The 17,279-nt window shown below is 67.6% G+C and carries 13 protein-coding genes; 8 read left to right on the top strand and 5 right to left on the bottom strand.

The window, feature by feature from the left end; all coding sequences use genetic code 11:
- Window positions 1-59: 59 nt before the first annotated feature.
- Together NR810_RS17030 and NR810_RS17025 are read right to left on the bottom strand one after the other, a co-directional pair.
- Window positions 60-566 carry a DUF4334 domain-containing protein gene (locus NR810_RS17030; RefSeq protein WP_257453674.1) on the bottom strand — a complete coding sequence of 169 codons (507 nt, stop codon included), beginning with the start codon at window positions 564-566 and terminating at the stop codon, window positions 60-62.
- Window positions 563-1,681: an NAD(P)-dependent alcohol dehydrogenase gene (locus NR810_RS17025; protein ID WP_257453673.1), complete on the bottom strand. Its 1,119-nt coding sequence runs from the start codon at window positions 1,679-1,681 to the stop codon at window positions 563-565. Before NR810_RS17025 ends, NR810_RS17030 begins: the two co-directional genes overlap by 4 nt.
- A 245-nt stretch (window positions 1,682-1,926) precedes the next feature.
- Between NR810_RS17025 and NR810_RS17020 the strand changes: the two genes are divergently transcribed.
- The 4 genes from NR810_RS17020 (at window position 1,927) to NR810_RS17005 (ending at window position 9,681) form a co-directional block, all read left to right on the top strand.
- A complete protein-coding gene (locus NR810_RS17020) occupies window positions 1,927-4,050 on the top strand; it encodes a hypothetical protein (protein WP_257453672.1) in 2,124 nt (707 codons plus the stop codon).
- Between the two features lie 340 nt (window positions 4,051-4,390).
- Window positions 4,391-6,907, top strand: a complete 2,517-nt coding sequence (locus NR810_RS17015) for a family 16 glycoside hydrolase (protein WP_257453671.1) — start codon at window positions 4,391-4,393, stop codon at window positions 6,905-6,907.
- Window positions 6,908-6,937: 30 nt separating this feature from the next.
- A complete protein-coding gene (locus NR810_RS17010; protein ID WP_257453670.1) occupies window positions 6,938-8,110 on the top strand; it encodes a glycosyltransferase family 4 protein in 1,173 nt (390 codons plus the stop codon).
- A 611-nt stretch (window positions 8,111-8,721) separates the two neighbouring features.
- A complete protein-coding gene (locus NR810_RS17005; RefSeq protein WP_257453669.1) occupies window positions 8,722-9,681 on the top strand; it encodes a hypothetical protein in 960 nt (319 codons plus the stop codon).
- Window positions 9,682-9,848: 167 nt separating this feature from the next.
- Here NR810_RS17005 and NR810_RS17000 read toward each other — a convergent pair whose 3' ends face one another.
- Window positions 9,849-10,868: a fascin domain-containing protein gene (locus NR810_RS17000; RefSeq protein WP_257453668.1), complete on the bottom strand. Its 1,020-nt coding sequence runs from the start codon at window positions 10,866-10,868 to the stop codon at window positions 9,849-9,851.
- Window positions 10,869-11,224: 356 nt separating this feature from the next.
- On the opposite strand from NR810_RS17000, the gene NR810_RS16995 reads away from it, so the two are divergent.
- Window positions 11,225-12,685, top strand: a complete 1,461-nt coding sequence (locus NR810_RS16995) for an endo alpha-1,4 polygalactosaminidase (RefSeq protein ID WP_257453667.1) — start codon at window positions 11,225-11,227, stop codon at window positions 12,683-12,685.
- A gap of 168 nt (window positions 12,686-12,853) precedes the next feature.
- Here the strand turns inward: NR810_RS16995 and NR810_RS16990 are convergent, their stop codons facing one another.
- Window positions 12,854-13,582 carry a hypothetical protein gene (locus NR810_RS16990; protein ID WP_257453666.1) on the bottom strand — a complete coding sequence of 243 codons (729 nt, stop codon included), beginning with the start codon at window positions 13,580-13,582 and terminating at the stop codon, window positions 12,854-12,856.
- A 207-nt stretch (window positions 13,583-13,789) separates the two neighbouring features.
- On the opposite strand from NR810_RS16990, the gene NR810_RS16985 reads away from it, so the two are divergent.
- A complete protein-coding gene (locus NR810_RS16985; RefSeq protein ID WP_257453665.1) occupies window positions 13,790-14,212 on the top strand; it encodes a VOC family protein in 423 nt (140 codons plus the stop codon).
- 24 nt (window positions 14,213-14,236) lie between these two features.
- Here NR810_RS16985 and NR810_RS16980 read toward each other — a convergent pair whose 3' ends face one another.
- Entirely contained in the window at window positions 14,237-14,902 is a 666-nt protein-coding gene (locus tag NR810_RS16980; protein WP_257453664.1) for an O-methyltransferase, read from the bottom strand.
- A gap of 95 nt (window positions 14,903-14,997) precedes the next feature.
- Here NR810_RS16980 and NR810_RS52595 point away from each other — a divergent pair, with 95 nt between their 5' ends.
- A complete protein-coding gene (locus tag NR810_RS52595; protein WP_257453663.1) occupies window positions 14,998-15,666 on the top strand; it encodes a TetR family transcriptional regulator in 669 nt (222 codons plus the stop codon).
- A gap of 191 nt (window positions 15,667-15,857) precedes the next feature.
- A complete protein-coding gene (locus tag NR810_RS16970) occupies window positions 15,858-16,931 on the top strand; it encodes a hypothetical protein (protein WP_257453662.1) in 1,074 nt (357 codons plus the stop codon).
- Window positions 16,932-17,279: the final 348 nt, after the last annotated feature.

The raw sequence follows: 17,279 nt of genomic DNA, 5'->3' as shown, positions 1-17,279 counted from the left end.
GGGGCGCCGCTGTCGCTCGGCGGCCCCTCCTGGCTGGACCTGCCGCTGGGCTGACAGTCCTATGCGCCGGAATCGCGGCGCAGGACGAAGAAGTACGGCGCCGCCATTCCTCGCGTATCCATCGCGCCGAGCACCGTGTCCGCGTCGACCTTCCGGAACACGTCGAGGATGGGCCGGTCATCGTAGATCATCGTCGCGCTGATCTTCCCGCGGTACTCCGTCATGCGCAGCCGCGCCTTGAACTGCCCGGTCTCCACCTCGGCCCGGTGCGAGCCCACGAAGCTTTGAATCCCCGGCGACGGCCACTTGCGTGGGTCCACCGGGAACACCGACGCGCGGTCCTCCGTGAAGAACAGCAGCGGGTGCACGCTCTCGGCGTCGATGAACTGCTTGCCGTACCAGCCGGTCGCGCTGAGCATTCCGTCCATCGGGTGCCCCGTCTGGAGCTCGCTGCCCTTCCACCTGCCACGCATGAGGGCGAGCTCCACCGTGGGTAGGCTGTCGAACAACGCGAGCGCCGCTTCGGTATTGAGTTTCCCTGCTTTCACTGCTTCGTCGAAGGTCATGGCGTCCTTCCTCCGTGCATGTGCAGCACCGGCTTGATTGCCGTGCGCGTCTCCATGTCGTGAACCGCGTCGTTGATGGCCTCGAAGGCATAGGGGCGGCTCAGCTTCTCGATGGGAAACCGTCCTTCCGCGTGCAGGGAGACCAGGCGCGGAATGAAGGTCTTCGGGTCGGCATTCCCCTCCAGGATGCCCACCAGCTTCTTCCCGGAGAGGAGCGCGCTCATCGAGAGCGAGACTTCCGCGCCGCGACCCGGCAGGCCGAGCAATGCGCAGGTGCCCAGGGGCCGCGTCACGTCGAACGCCTGACGCAGCACCTGGGGTGAGCCCACGCACTCCAGGGCCAGGTCCACGCCGCCCCGGGTTCGCTTCAGAACCGTCTTCGTGAGCTCGGGCTCGTGCGCCAGGAAGGTGTCGGTGGCGCCCAATTCGCGCGCCAGCTCGAGCCGCTCCGCGCTGAGGTCCACGGCGATGATGCTCGACGCGCCGGCGACTCGCGCCGCCATGATGGCCGCGAGGCCAACGGCGCCCGCTCCGTACACCGCGAGCTGCTGCCCGGCTTCGAGCCGGAACGCCTCGAGCACCGCGCCCGCGCCGGTCTGGAACCCGCAGCCCAGCGGCGCGAGCAGCTCGAGCGGCGCGGACGCGTCGACCTTCACCGCGTTGTGCTGGTGCGCCAGCACGTGCGTGGCGAACGAGGACTGGTGGAAGAAGCTGGAGCGAATCGGCTCACCGTGCCACCGCATGGGGAAGGAGCCATCAGGCCTGGCACCGGAGAAGTTTCCCGCGTACCCGTGCTCGCAATACGCATGATGGCGGCGTGCGCACGTGCCACACGCGCGGCACGAGAAGTAGCTGAGCACCACCGCGTCGCCGGGCACGAAGTCCGTCACGCCGTCACCCACGGCCTCCACGACGCCAGCGCCTTCGTGGCCGAGCACGGCGGGAAAGGGGAAGCGGCCCGCGCCCGCCCGGTAGGTGAGGTCGGTGTGACAGATGCCGCTCGCCGTCACCCGCACCCGCAGCTCGCCCGTCCGCGGCGACTCGAGCTCGACCTCGTCGATGGCGAAGGGACCATTCACCACCTGCAGCACCGCGGCACGCACCGGAGGACCCATGGGGCCATATTATTGGCAATCCGCCAATAGTGCACTGCAATGTTTCGACGGGTTAGCGGGCGCAGGGCCCCAGCTCGGCCCGCGCCTCGAGGACCCTCCTGGCAGGCCTCCGTGGGGGCGCCGGACAACCGCAGCGCCCGGGCGAGCCGCCGTCGGGCCAGGACCTCGAACCGCTCCCGCGTCGTGCTCGTTGACCGCACACGGTCGTGACCCATAGCGTGCACCGCCCCCCTCCGGAGGTGGCCGTGGCGATCGTGGCGGCGGACGTGGTCAAGGGACTCCTCGGCGCGGTGGCGACGAGCGCGGGGGTCAACCCCTTCTTCAAGTGGCTCCTCGACAGCGCGATCTTCCCGGGGCTCCTCAAGGACTGGCTGTTCCCCACGCCGGCGGAGGACCTCTTCCGGGTCCTCGAGTCGCGCATCACCGAGCTCGTGGACAAGCGGGTGGAGGCCGCGGTGGGAGCGGCGGCATTCGAGCGGGTGAAGGCCGACCTCCAGGGGCTCGGGGCCACGTTCGCCGACTACGCCAACGTCGTGGACCTGGACGAGCGGCGGTACCGACTTGCCGTGCTGCTCGTGCAGGCCGATATCTCGGCCGCGAGCGTGGAGGCGGTACCCGACCGGTACCTGTACCTGCTGACGGATGCGCTGGTGGTCATCGCCGTGGCGCACACCGCCGCGCTTCTCGACCAGGTGCAGCAGCACCCGGAGCGCTACGAGAACCAGATCGCGCTCGACACGGCGGCCATCCGCTACTCCGAGCTGGCGGGCCGGCTACGCGACCGCTTCCTCTGGTACCGGATGGGACAGATTGCCCGCGGGGTCGGCGAGGTGATGGAGAAGGAAATCGACCGGCGCCCGAGCGCGACCGGCGAGAAGAAAATCGTGAGGTTTTCCGCCTATGACGACATGGCGCTCTGGTGGATGAGCCCGAACAAGTACCGGACGGAGTTCCTCGGGGGGCTCGAGACGGGCTGGGTGCAGGCCATCGGGATGGAGCCCGCCTACTTCGAGAAGAAGCAGGAGGCCGCGGCGCGCGTCGTGGCCTACGGGGATGAGCAGAAGCAGAAGGTGTACGACTGGTGGGGCGAGCACCTCACCAACCACACCCAGGAGCTCCTGAAGCTCGTCGATTGGAAGGGGCGGCAGAGCGAAAGGAAGCCTCGTGATCGGACGGTGGTGCGCGCCTGGCCGCTGGGGCGTGTGGTGGCGCCTGACGCCTCCGCCACGGCGCTCGACCGCATCGACCTGTTCCTCGCCCAGCAGATGGACACCTTCTCGGTGTCGGGCCCGCGCTACATCCAGACCTACCGCGTGCCCGGCGAGCCGCGAGTGGGCACCCAATCCAACCTGTTCTACCGCGCGGACACATACGACACGGCCGTCGCGTCGATCTACTTCGCGGCGCGCGGCGATCTCCGGCGCGCGGGTGACCTCGCTGACGGGCTGTGCATCGCCCTGGAGCACGATCCGATCGGCGGGGGCCGCATCGTCGCGGCGACGCACGCCACCGCGCTCCTCGACCGCGCCGAGGGATACGCCACGTCGATCTTCCCCGCCGACGGTGCCACCCGCGATGTGGGCAACGCGTGCTGGGCCGGCATCGCGCTGACCCGGATGTACGCGGCCACGCGCCAGTACCGCTACCTGCACCACGCCAGCAGCATCGCGTGGTGGGTGTACACGGAGCACGCGTCCAAGGACGCCTGGCAGGGGTACACCGGTGGCGAGGATGCGTGGGGGCAGAAGCGCGCGTGGCGGTCCGTCGAGCACAACGTCGACGCCTTCGCGCTCTTCACCAACCTGTACCGTCTCACCCGCGAGGAGCGTTGGGTCGCGGCCGCCCAGCGCGCCCAACGCCTGGTGAAGGCCTGTCACATGCCGGAGGGCTATTACGTGACCGGTACCGGCGTGGGCGACGTGCTCAACGCGGGTGTCGTACCGGCCGATGTGCAGACGTGGACGGCCCTCGCGGGGCTGAACCCGGCGGGCAACGCGTCGAGCCTCCGCTTCCTGCTCGATCGGCTTTCGACCACCACAGCGGGGTTCGCGGGGTTCAAGTTCGCGCTCGCCGGCGAGGGCGTGCAGAATGAGGTGACGGCGGGGGCTGCGATGGCGCTTCATCTCATGGGTGGCGACCTCCGCGAGGGCGCGGAGCCCTACTTCGACAGCCTGGTCCGCCAGCAGCTCCAAGCGCCGGGGACTGTTGGCGCGGGGCTCGTCGCGACCCCCGGGGCCGAGGCGAAGACGGGGGAGGGCCTCGGCTGGTCCTACTTCAACTGGCCCCACGCCGCGTCCAGCGCGTGGACCGGCCTCGCGCTTCTCGCGCGGGACGATGCGCGCGCCAACCCGTATGCCCCGGTGGGATAGCGGGCCTCCAGCAGCAGGCCACACGAAGGTCTGCACGCGCGCGGGGACCAGTCGTTCGAGGCCAGGCGCCCGGCCATGACATCCAGGCAGTGTTGAATCTCCCAGGCTGCGAGTGGCGCGCCGGCCGAGTCACCCGGACGTCCCAGTGAAGACTCCAAACGAAGCCGGGAACGGCTCCACATAGGCCAGCTCGCGCGTCACCAGGAGGGGGCCACCGCTTGCTGGCCCTTTCCACGTCAGACAAACACAACTGACGCGCCCGCTCGCTGCACTACCAGTCAGAATGTACGGCGGCATCACACCGGCTCGGTCCTGAATCCATCCCACCAGGAGAAGAGCCATGCCAACCAGCAAGGGTCCTCAGCGCACCGAGTTCACTCTGGACGTGCTCGGGCGATACATCTGCAACGGACTGGATGAAGCCCTGTCCAGCACGCGCAAGGACGGCCAACGGCCGGATGGCAGCCCACAGAACGACGCCCGCCCCTTCGACATCATCGTCATTGGTGGCGGCAGCTTCGGCCCGGTGCTTGCCCAGCACCTGTTCCAGAGCGACAAGAAACACAGTCACCGAATCCTCGTGCTGGACGCCGGCTCGTTCCTCCTCACCGAGCACGTCCAGAACCTGCCCATGCTCGGCCTCAACCCGCCCGGCCCCACCGAGGTGGATCCGGGTGTCCCTCGCGCTGAGGTGTGGGGCCTGCCCTGGCGCTCCGACGTGCGGTTCGGCTACCCCGGGCTTGCCTACTGCGTGGGGGGCCGCTCCGTATTCTTCGGCGGCTGGTCTCCGCGTCTGCTCGACACCCCCGCCGACACCGAAATGCCGCGCAGTCTGTGGCCGGGCGCCGCCGTGGATGCCCTGAACACCCGATACTTCGATGAAGCATCCCGCGTCATCGGCACCGACGTCACCAACGACTTCATCGACGGACCGATGCACCGCGCCCTGCGCCGGCTGCTCCGCGAAGGCATTCGGGCAGGAAGGGTGCCGGCTGCCATTCCGCTGGCGGAGCTCCCGCTGCCCATCCCGGCGCCGCCGGGCGCCCCCGCTGCCCTCGTGCAGGAGTTGAAGTTGGAGGCCCCGTTGGCGGTCCAGGGCCGCACCGACCCGGGCCTGTTCGCGTTCAACAAGTTCAGCTCCGTCCCGCTGCTCATCAAAGCCACCCGCCTCGCCTCCTTCGAGTCTCAGCTCGGCGTGGGCTTCCCGGACGACGTGAAGAAGCGCCTGATGATCGTCCCACGCTGCCGGGTGGTGCGGCTCGACACCGAGGTGAGCAATGGGATGGGCCGGGTCACCGCGGTGCAGACGGTGCAGGGCCCGGTACCGGTGCCCGAGAACGGGAAGGTCATCATCGCGCTGGGCACCATTGAGAGCACCCGGCTGGCGCAGCTCTCGTTCCAGGGCATCACCCACTCCGAGCTCATCGGCCAGAACCTGATGGCGCACCTGCGCTCGAATCTCACCATCCGCATCCCGCGGCGCGCGCTGGCGGGCCTGAACCCGGCGGTGAGGGCGCTCCAGGCGTCCGCCCTGTTCATGAAGGGGCGCATCACAGCGAAGGGACTGGTCCGCCATTTCCATCTCCAGATCACCGCCGCCGGTCTCGACCGGCCCGACACCACCGACTCCGAGGCCGAGCTGTTCAAGAAGATTCCAGACATCGAGATGCTCGACGCCATGCGGCGGGCGAACGACGACCGCATCGTCATCACCCTCCGCGGCATTGGCGAGATGGAGCCGATGAACCCGGACAGTCACATCTCACTGGCCCTGGACCAGCCGGTGGATGAAGTGGGGGTGGCACGCGCTTTCGTCCGGCTCAACCCGAGCGAGCGCGACCTCCTGCTCTGGGACGAGATGGACAAGGCCTCGGACGACGTGGCGCGGGTGTTCGCCAACGGCCAGGACTTCGAGGTGCTCACTCCGACGGGCTTCGTGAAGGTGTCTCCGGGAGCGGACCTGCGCCAGGTTGTGCCCTACACGGACATGGCCCTGGGAGGCCGGCGCGATGGCCTGGGCACTACCCACCACGAGGCGGGACCGCTGTGGATGGGGACCGACCCGAGCACCTCGGTGACGGACCCCAACTGCCGCTTCCACTTCGTGTCCAACGCCTACGTCGCCGGGCCGGCGCTGTTCCCCACGGTCGGCTCGCCCAATCCAATGCTCACCGGGGTGGCGCTGGCGCACAGGCTGGGGGACCACTTCCTGGCTCAGTCGACGATGCTGGGGGCGGACCCCGGGTTCACGCTGCTGTTCGATGGCATGAACACGGACAAGTGGCGCATGTCCACCATCCGAAACCAGCCCCCCGAGCGGAGCAACCCGGGTGCCTTCGTGGTGGTGGACGGCACGCTGGAGTCGGTCTCCGGCAACGACCTCGGCCTGTTCTGGTTCACCGAGCCCACGCCGCCCGACTTCATCCTCAAGCTCGAGTGGCTGCGCTGGCGGGAGGACGACAACTCGGGGGTGTTCCTCCGGTTCCCGGCTCCCAACAGCAAGGGTTACAACAACACGGCCTTCGTCGGCGTGGACTTCGGGTTCGAGGTGCAGATCGACCAGTTGGCCCGGGATGACGGGGCGCCCATCCACAAGACTGGCGCCATCTACGGCTTCGCCGGGCCGGTGAACCCAGACACCCTGCCGGTCCACCCGCCGGGCCAGTGGAACGAATTCGAAATCCATGCCGTGGGCCAGCGGTACACGGTGTTCCTCAACGGCCAGAAGATTACCGAGTACGTGAACCCGGATCCCAATCGAGGGCTCGTGAGCACGCCCGCCGCACCGAGCTTCATCGGCCTGCAGACGCACACCGGGCGGGTGGCGTTCCGGCGAATCCAGCTCAAGGGCCTGTAGCCGCCCCGCGCACGTTCTCGAAGGTGCCTCATGCGAGTGCTCCATCTGACGCCAGAATACCCACCGGTCATCTGGGGCGGTCTCGGAACCGCGGTGGGGGGGCTTGCGACCGCCTCGGCCCGCGCTGGGCTCTCCACTGGTGTCCTCCTGGTGGGTGGGGTGCTGGCGGTGGGTGGCTCGTACGCCACCGCCTGGCAGCCGGCCACCCTGGCGCGCAACTCCATCGACCAGCCGATCATCGACTCGGAAGGGGTCATGTTCTTCCACGTCTCGCCGTTCGACGCGATCCGCGCCGGCGTCGAGTTGGTGCGACGCTGGAAGCCGGACGTGTTGCACCTGCACACCGCATGGCTCTGGTCGGTGGCTCGCGCCATCCAGGAGCAGACGGGTACGCCGCTGGTGTTCACGGTGCACTCGCTCGACCGCGCCGAGTATGAAATTGGCAAGCTGTATACGCACTGGCAGGAACAGGAGGACGTCATCTCCTCGGCGAACCGGGTGATCGCGCTTTCACTGAGCGAAGAAGAGCTCATCGCCCAGGCGTGCCCCCGGGCACGCGGGCGGATTCGTATCGTGGGCAATGGCATCGACGACGTGCCGGTGCCCCGGCGCGACGGGAGAGGCAGGGGCGAGTACCTGCGGGTGCTGTACACGGGCCGCTTCGTGGAGCGTAAGGGCATCCGCGAGCTGCTGGCGGCCATCCCCAAGGTGTTGGACGAGGAGCCCTCCATCCATTTCGTACTGGTGGGCGGCTACGGTGGCAGCGCGGAGATCGAACGGACCTGGCTGGCGGGGGCGCTCGAGTCGTACAGGAGCCAGGTGCACTTCACCGGCTGGCTGCCGCCGTCCCAGGTCGCCGAGTGGTACCAGATGGCGGACATCCTGGTGGTGCCGAGCTGGTACGAGCCGTTCGGGATGGTCATTCTCGAGGGGATGATCTACGGGCTGCCGATTGCGGCGGCGGCGGTAGGCGGGCCAGCGGAGATCCTGGAGCACGGCCGGACGGCGCTGCTCTTCTCGCCGAAGGACGCTGAGGCGCTGGCGAGGGCGGTGCTCCAACTGGTGAAGTCACAGGAATTGCGCGAGCAGCTCGGCCGGGCCGCCGCCTGCGAGGTGCGCGCGAGATGGCTGTGGTGCCAGGTGGTGGAGCGGATGCGGGAGGTGTACGAGGAGGCGGCGGAGGAGGGGGATGGAAGCCGCTGAGGGCTGGTTGATCAATATTGCTCATGCTGAGATAGAAGCCGCCGAAGGTTGATCTTCGCGCGAGCCGAAGTGCCCCTCTGGCCGCATGCCATTGAAGCCTCCACCCCAGTGCCACGCTTCTCGCGCGACGGGCAGCGGCACGGACACCGGCAAGCTCGAGGGCAACGTGTGGACTCCTGGTGTACACACCTGCCCAGGCCTCCCTCCCTATCCCATGGATGGTGCGTGGTCGCTTCGTCCCCATGCACCGCGGCTCCACGCCTTGACCCCGGGTAGCGCAGCACTCCAAAGTGGGCTCCGCGCTGTCGACCGGTGGCCAAGCGAGAGGAGATGGCGTGGGAATCTACCTGGCGGTCCTAGCCGCCGTGCCTTACTTTGGGAGCCGTCCCCTGGTGGCCTCCGCCGCCGCCGTTCTGCTCGTGGCCTTTGGCGCATTCGAGGCGGGCGCAGGTGACCGGGGCGCCCCGCCCCATTCCACGCTCCTGGCGACGGTATTGATTGGAACCCTCTTTGCCGTCTGGTCGGCGCAGCGTTTCGTGTGGGGCCACGTCGAAGCGGTGTGGCCGCGCTTGAGCCCGTGGCGCTGGCGCGCTGCCGTCGCGACAGCCACGGTGTCCGGGATGGTTTTCGCGGGCTACCAGGTGGGGGCTTTCGCCTCCTCGGCCGAGCGTCCCGCCTCGGGGCTCCTCCTCGGGGGCCTGGTGGTGGGCGCGATGGGCGCGCTGACGCTCGCGTTCGCGCAGGCGCGCACGCGGATCCGCCAGGGGCTCGAAGCCATCCCTGGCGCGGATGAGCTGGGCGTCCTCTTCGTGCTGGAGGCGGGAGAGCTGCTCTTCGTCATCGGTGGGATTGCGCTGTGCGCCTTCGCGCCGACGGCCGCGACCATCGCCGTGCTGCCGATAACCGGGCTGGTCACCTGTGCCTATTTCATCCTCCGTGCGCGGGAGGAGTCGGAGCGTATCGCGTGCCCTGCCTGTGCCACGTCAACGCATCGCGCGGCGCTGCGCTGTCCAGGCTGTGGTGCGCTGCGCGAGCCGGGTGCACTGGATGTGATTGGCCGCACCGCGCGCACACCGGCCGCGGACACGCGGGCCCACGTCTTCGCGCTGCTCGCCCGCTGTCGCTGCCGTGAATGCGCCGAGCCACTCGGAGCGGGCGGGCCTGATGCGTGCTGTGCGCTGTGCGGCGCCAGGGCCTTCCCGACTCCGGACGACATCCGGATGTTCCTCCGGGCGGCGGATCGCGCGCTGCTACGGACCCTGCCCCTGCTCGCGCTCATCGGCGCGGTGCCGGTCATCGGGCTGGTGGCAGGGCTCTGCGTGCTGCGTCTCTCCAGCGCCAGCGCGGTGGCCGCGCACGGGCGATGGAAGCACCGGCTCGTGGCGCGCGCCGTTCGCGTCGGTTCGCTGCTGGCATTCTCGCTATTGCAGGTAGTTCCCTTCGTGGGCGCCGCCGTGGTGCCGCTCATCGCCGTTGCGTCACACCTGTCGAATCGAAGGCCGCTCCGGCTCGCGGCAGCGTCGGCAGCCAGCGCGGCACCGGTGGAACAGGTCCCTCCTGCCCCGGCGTAGATCGTCCGCGCCGAAGAGCTCCACGAAGGCCCGGCGATCGTGCGCGAGGCCACGGGATGGGCACCATGCGGCCCTTCAAGGCCCGGACTGCCCCATGGAAGACCGCTCCTGAGGCCGAGCACCAGGGCTGGCTGCTCGGAGACCAGCAACGTCAACCCGTGTGGGAATCAGTTGCAGCCGCTACCCTGGGTCGGACCGAGGTCCGCCCATTGGATCATGCCGTCGGGGACGCCCCAGCGCGCGTTGGTATAGCTCTCGAGGTCGATCAGCGCGTCGGCGTTCCCCTTGTTCCGGGTGCAGCAACCATCGCAGTCCGAGTCGGCGCACGTGTCGAGCACGGTGACCACGATGGTCTTCGAGCCGGACTTCAAGCAAAGGTCATGGAGCTTGAGCGCGTTCATGTTGGGGAACACCGCGGCGATGTTGTGCGCCGCCACCCACGCCTCCGACTTCTTCCCTTCGCACGCCGCAAACTGCCCTGCCCACGTGCAGCCGTTGTACTTGGTGCACTCCTCGCTGCCCGGATCCGGGTACGACGTGTAGTTGGTCTTGTTGGCAGTCTTCCAGACGAGGCCGGGAGCGTCACAGCGCGTAGCGGGAGGAGGCGTCGTGCCTCCGGACAAGCCGGAGATCGTCAACTGCTCCCACGAGCCGAACGCGGCGCCATACGCGAACACCGTGCTGCCGCCGCCGTTCTCCGCCGACACCCAATGGCCAGTCGTTACCGTCTGCAGGCCGACGATGTCGCCATTGACGATCGGGCCGGTCCCGCTCTGCTTGACGATGCGGAACGTCTCCCAGCCAAGGCGATTCCAGCTGGCGGCGTTCAGCGTCGAGCCGCCGCCGTTCGCGGCCTGAAAGTACTGCCCGGTGCCCGCGGTGATGAAGATCGAGTCTCCACTCTCGAGGGCCCCGCCGTTGATGTCATCGATCGTGAACTTCTCCCACGCTTGCGCGGTCGTCGCTGTCGCGATGACTGCGCCGCCGCCGTTGTTTTGAGCGCCCACGTATCGGTTGCCGAGCACCGTCTTGAAGCTCACGCCGGAGATGAGCAACGGACTCGAGGCGGCCTCTGTTACGTCGTCCTGCCCGTCAGGCGAACTGCTCACCGGAGTGCACGCGCCCGTGAGCAATAGAGCCGAGCACGCGGCACGAAGAAACAGCTTTGAACGTTTGAAATGGAGCATGAATCATGCCTCGTTCAACTGAAGTTTACCCTCACGCCGACAGAGATTCTCGCGGCTAGATTCGGGTCATTGGAATCGACTGGGTGCTCCCATTGGTCGTACAACACTGGGTTTTGAATTTCTACTTGACTTCATTGTCTGGCCAGTTTCCCGACGCTGCTGGACGGCGCGGGCCAGCACGCCCCCTACCACCTCGTTCACCTCCGCTTGAGCCACTTGTCGATGAGAGGTGTCTTCAGATTGCCGACGAAGAGCCTCACACCATCATCTGAGAAAACGATCATTTCATGGAACGCCTGAGCTTGGCGGAGGGTCCTCGTACGGTGCGCTGTGCTTCATTTCGACTGAGGTCAATCGTGAGAAATCTACTCGCCCGGTGGTTCCTGGCCCTGTTCACGGTACTCACCGCCTGTCATGAGTTTCCCGAGGTGGAGGAGGGGCTCGGGGAGCCATCCGCGACCGCGCTCGTCAACGCTCAGACGCTGACGTGCTCCACTCTTCAGGTGCTGCGTGGCTCCATTGGATCGGGGCAGAGCGTCCAGGCGCTCTCGACCCAAACACTCTCCGGCACGGAGGACCGCTGGGCGGAGTACGTGGAGCTCGCTCCCAACAGCTCGGTGACGTGCGCCTATGGCTTGCCACAGGGTGTGAGCGCTTCGTCCGTTCAGGAGGCCGAGGTAGGCATCAACTACCGCGGCCCCCTGCGTTCGGAGATGCGCTGGCTCTTCGAGGCCTGGGATTACGAGGCCGGTTCCTGGGTGGTGGTGGGTGACAACACCTTCGCCCGCTCCTGGACGTGGACGTCGGCGTCACTCCAGCTCCCCGCGCCGGTGAGTCGCTTCGTGAGTGGTGGCCCCTTCAAGCTGCGCTACAGGACCGAGTCTTCGGCGGATGCCTCCCTGCTCGATCTGCTGGTCGTGCGTGTTCAGCTGGCGGGGACGGACGCGGGCAGCCCCCCTCCCGATGCCGGAACCTCGGATGCCGGAACCAACCCGACCCCCGTGCCCTGGACGGGCGTCACCAGCTTCACCTATCAGCTGACCGGGTACGCCAATGGCCGGTTGGAGCAGATCGCCGGCTCCGAGTTCGACCTGGCCGTCATCGAGCTGTCTCGTGATGGCTCGAGCGACTACTTCCGGAGCGACGAGATCGCGGCGGTGAAGGCCACCGGAAAGCAGGTTCTCTCCTATTTCGAGATTGGCGCCATCGAGGAGTACCGTCCCGAGTGGGACCAGGTCCCCGACGACCTGAAGCTTGGCCCGGTGGACGGTTGGCCGGACGAGCAGTACGTGAAGTACTGGGACGAGCGCTGGTGGCCCATCGTCCAGGGCCGCATCGACCGGGCCCTCGCAGCTGGCTTCGATGGCTGCTACCTCGACATGGTGGTGACCTACGAGGAGATTCCCGCTGACGCCGCGGGCACCGACCGCGACGACCTGGCGCACAAGATGGTGGCGCTCATCTCGCGCATCAGCGAGTACGCGAAATCCAAGAACCCGTCCTTCCGGGTCATGCCGCAGAACTCTCCGGAGCTCGTCGACTACGCGGGCTACCTCCAGGCCATCGATGGGCTGGCCATGGAGGACATGTACTGGTCGGACGACGTGGCGTGCAGCGAGAACTGGTGTGAGGAGAACCGCCGCAACGCCTCGCGCGTGCGCGCCGCGGGCAAGCTCGTCCTCTCCGTCGACTATGCGGTGCAGGCCGCGCACATCGCCGATGCCTACACCCGCTCCCGTGCCGCCGGCTTCGTCCCCTATGTCACCGTGCGCGCGCTCGACCGGGTGACCGTGAACGCTGGCTGGGACCCGCGGTAGCGGGATACACCCCTGCCCAGGCGGCCCATCCATCTGGTGCGCGGCAGGGGCCTGGCTCTCTTGGCTGGGGCGGCTCGAGCCTCAACACCACGCGGCCTGGGACGAGGAGGCAGCTGGACCAGGTCATCGCCTGGGGCGGCGCCTTGAAGCCCCTGCTCCAGGGCTGAATCACCGCCGCTTGGGCGGGGGGACGAACACGCCGAACACGCGCGTCTCCTCGCCGGCCTCGGCATCCTGCTCCTCGGTCGCCACCATCCACCCCTTGGGGAAGGCACGCAGCTCCAGCAGGGGCTCTCCTCCCGCATATCCCTGTGCCGTGGGCTGGAGTTGCGCCCGGCGAGGCCCCTCCTCCCGCCCCAGTCCCGTCCACAGCCGCCCCAGCCACCGCGGCTCCGGCGGCTCGCCCTGGCCTCGAAAGTGGTGGTTGTCGAGCTGCTCACACGCCGAGCCCAGGTAGTCGATGTCGGACTCGCTCTCCGGCCACTGCTCGAAGAGCGTCACGCGCAGGCCCCCGTCCGCGGTGGGCGACAGCTCGATCGCCGCCAGGAGGATGTCCTGCTGGAGCCGCTTCGCCCCCTTGTATCGCTCCCGGAAGGTCATCCCCCACAAGCGGACGGTCTGGGTGGGTGCCTGGCCCCGCCGTGCGTCCCCGAAGGCGGCGGCGGCCAGACACACGCCCTTGTAGTTGGAGGGTGTCTCCGGAACACATCTGTCGCTGGTGGCCAGCGCCTTCACCCACCCGGCCCGGTGGGCAGCGCCGGGCGCCTCCTTCACGGCCAGGGGTCTCTGGGTCATCTCGGTCGTCTCGGTCGCCTCGGACTGCTTCCTCTTCGTGCATCCCGCGGCGCCCAGGACCACCGCGCAGCTCACCGCCATTCCCGTCAGAAACAGCCTCACGTCACACCCCTCCGTTCGCGTTCGCTCGACTATCGGAAATTCTATTCAGTGCGCCCGGTCGGTGGACAGACAGCGCAGCCCCTTGAGGGACACGCTTGCCCAGGCCACCCTCCAGGTGCCCCAGACACCAGGCCAGGTTCACAGCCGTCTGTATGCTAGGGTCGGCGCAGAACGCCACGTCGCGCGTTTCTCTCCTCCGAGGTCTCGATGCGTCCACCCAGTCGACTCACGGTCAGGCCTCAGCCGCTGATCGCGGTGAAGGACGTGAAGGCCAGCAGCGCGTGGTACCAGACGCTGCTGCAGTTGCACGGGGGCGATCCGAACCATCCCCACCGGCTCTTCTATGACCGCCTGAGGAGTGGAGAGACCCTCGTCCTCCAACTGCATCGTTGGGATGCCGAGGAGCACCCCAATTTGATGGGCGCCGATCGGGCACCGCACGGCCATGGCGTCCTTCTTTGGTTCGAGGTCGACGACTTCGATGCTGCCGTCGAACGCGTGAGACGTCTGGGCGCGCGGGTGATTGAAGAGCCGCACGTCAACCCCGCTCCGCAACACCGGGAGATCTGGATCGAGGATCTGGACGGCTATGTCGTCGTTCTCGCCAGTCCTGATGGCGAGGCGAGCTGAACCGACGCAGGCCGACTGAGGCGCTCAACCGATCCGCATCGACAGCTCCACATCGCTGGCGAACGGCACCGACAGATAGCCCTGCTGGGGCGAGCGGACGCGCTCCAGATACTCCGGGCACCAATCCGCATTGTCGGCGAGGATCAAGGCGCCTGGGCGCAGCCGACCTTCGACGAGAGACAGGATGGCCGGATAGAGCCCCTTGGCGCCGTCGAGCAGCAACAGATCGATCTGCTCGGGCAAGCCTTGGGCGAGCGTCTGGAGCGCGTCGCCCTCGCGAATCTCCACGAGGTCCGCGAGCCCGCCCGCCGCGATGTTCTCTCGTGCGCGGACGATCTTCGACGGCTCGAACTCACTCGTGATCAATCGGCCGCCGCCATTGTCGCGGAGCGCCGCCGCCAGGTGCAGGGTCGAGATGCCGAACGAGGTGCCGAACTCGACGATCGTCCGCGCGCGGCAGGTACGCGCCAGCATGTAGAGCAGCGTGCCGGTTTCGCGAGAGACGGCGAGCGCCTCGTCCTTCATCGTCGAGTAGAACTCGAGGTAGTCGGTCCTGCTCGCCATCAGCCGGGCACGCTCCTGCTCCGGCATCTGGGCGAAGGTCGACATGAGCGCGGCCGACGACTGGTCGGCTTGCGCGAACAGACGATCGAGCAGGGGGGCGAGTGGTGCGGCGGAAAGTGTGGTCATCGGATGTCCTGGTCAGGTTGAAAGCGCGTCCTTGCGCCTGACCAGGAAATACGATTAATCATTCGCATTTCCCATTCGCGTTCCCGAGGCGCTTCGTGACGAATCGTCCAACCCCATGTATTTCCTCGCGAAAACAGCCCAGGCAGGCCCGTTCCGCGCAGCTCGTCGCCGACATTCTCGCCGCCGCTGCTCAGGTTCTGGCGCGTGACGGCGCGCACCGCTTCACCACCGCACGCGTCGCCGAGAAGGCTGGAATCAGCGTTGGATCGCTCTACCAATATTTCCCGAACAAGGCGGCGATCCTCTTTCGTCTGCAGGCCGAGGAGTGGCGGCAGAATGGCGAGTTGCTGCGCGGCATCCTCGAGGATTCGACCAGGCCCCCACTCGAGCGCCTTCGCGAGGTCGTGCACGCCTTCATTCGCTCCGAGTGCGCGGAGGCCGAGATGCGGATCGCGCTCAACGACGCGGCGCCGCTCTATCGCGACGCACCCGAGGCCAAGGAGTCGCGCGTGTCCGGCACGCGCGCTGTGCAGAACTTCATGCGCGAGGCGCTCCCAACAGCCTCGGAGAAGAAGCGCGCACTCGCGGGAGATGTGATCATGATGTCGCTCAGTGCCGTGGGAAAGCGGATCTCCGAGCAGGAGCGCACCGAACAGGAGGTCGAAGCCTATGCCGGGGCGATGGCCGACATGTTCGGTGCCTATCTCAGCCAGCTCGAAGGCTCGGCCGCCGGGCCGGGTTGCCGAGGAGTCAGTTCACCTTGACGGAGATGGGCACGGACGTGGTGACGTTGCTCGCCGCGTCATAGGCCCGCGTCGTGAGTGTGATGACGCTGCCATCGGCCAGGGCCGTCGTAGCCCAGCTCACGGCGCACGCACACTGGGGCACATGCAGTCCTACTCATTGCCGTATCACACTCCGCGCGGGCGTGGGGTCGCTTAAGATGGCAGGCACGATGCTCTCCATTCGCTCTACCGCTCTCTCCTGCCTCGTCGTGCTCGGCTTCGTCGCTGCTTGCGGCGATAATTCCATTCCCAGCCCCGACGCCTCCACACCGGTGATGTGCAACAGCGTCGGCGTCGAGCTGTGCGGCGACTCCTGCGTGAACACCGTGAGCGACCCGAAGCACTGCGGTGGTTGCGACAATGCGTGCGCGACCGGAGCGGCTTGTGAGGGCAGCGTCTGTGTCGCGATCTGTCAGATCGACGGCAAGCAGGTCGCCGCCGGAGCGGTGAACGCGGCGAATTCGTGCGAACAGTGCACGCCGGCGACGTCCGCGACCGCGTGGACGCAACGCGCTGACGGGACGTCGTGCAACCCGGGACAGGTTTGCTCGGCCGGCGTGTGCACCCCGAAGTGCTTCATCGACGGCGTGGTCTACGCCGCGGGTGCGCCGAACCCGGGGAACGCCTGCGAGACGTGCGTGCCAGCGACGTCGACGACGCGGTGGACGGCTCGCGCGAGCGTTCCGCTGCTGGTCGGCGGTGACGACATCACGGCACAAGGCTGGACGACGGTCTCGCAGACGCCGAACACGCTCACGTACGGCGTGGACTACGTTCGCCTCGCGACGTCGACGAACAGCGGCGCGCAAACGAGCGGGCAGCTGCTCATCACGCGGGCGAACTCGCTCGACGCAACGAAGCCGTTCACGCTCCGCGTGACGATGCAGGTCGAGTCGGTGAACACCCACAACCAGCTCGACAGCGGAGCAGCCATCCTGGGGAGCTTCACGCCTCCGTTCGGACAGAGCGTGGATCGCTCGCAGATGATCTACCTCGACAGCGCGGCGATCGGCTGGGCGGACGGCACTCAGTCCGCGGCGTTCTCGGTGACCGACGGCGCGTATCATGTCTACGAGCTCTCGGTGGACGCAGCGAAGGTGGCGACGGTGAGCATCGATGGTGTCGCGAAGCTCACGCGGAACAACTTCGCGGCGAACGGCACCATCGCCATCGGCGACCAGACGAACGACCCGAACGTCGACGGAGCAGTGCGGATCAAATCGGTCGAGCGGCTCTGTCCCTAGCAAGACAGGAAGCAGTGGGCTCTGCTGTCGGGCGGATCCCCGGACCGCGGCTCAGTCCGCCGCTCCTTGGATGGCCTCCGTCAGGAACTTCGCCACCGTGCGGACACGCGCGGTCCCGCGCAGCTCCGGATGCGGCCTGAGGTGGATTGCGGACCCAACCTGTCGCGCTATACGCCAGCAGGCGGTGTGTTGAGCCTTGGATGACCGCCCCGAGCATCAAAGCCTTGCTCAGGTCCCGCCCGGCTCCCGCACCAACTCGTCGGCGAACTTGCGCATGAGGCGCACCAGTTCGTCGAAGTCGTGGGCACTCCACTTCTCGAAGATGGCGATCCCCATCCGCTCACGCGC

The sequence above is a fragment of the Archangium lipolyticum genome (assembly GCF_024623785.1).
In the GTDB taxonomy this organism is placed as follows: domain Bacteria; phylum Myxococcota; class Myxococcia; order Myxococcales; family Myxococcaceae; genus Archangium; species Archangium lipolyticum.
Note: the sequence above shows the minus strand (reverse complement) of the source record. Positions and strands in the feature narration are given on the sequence as shown.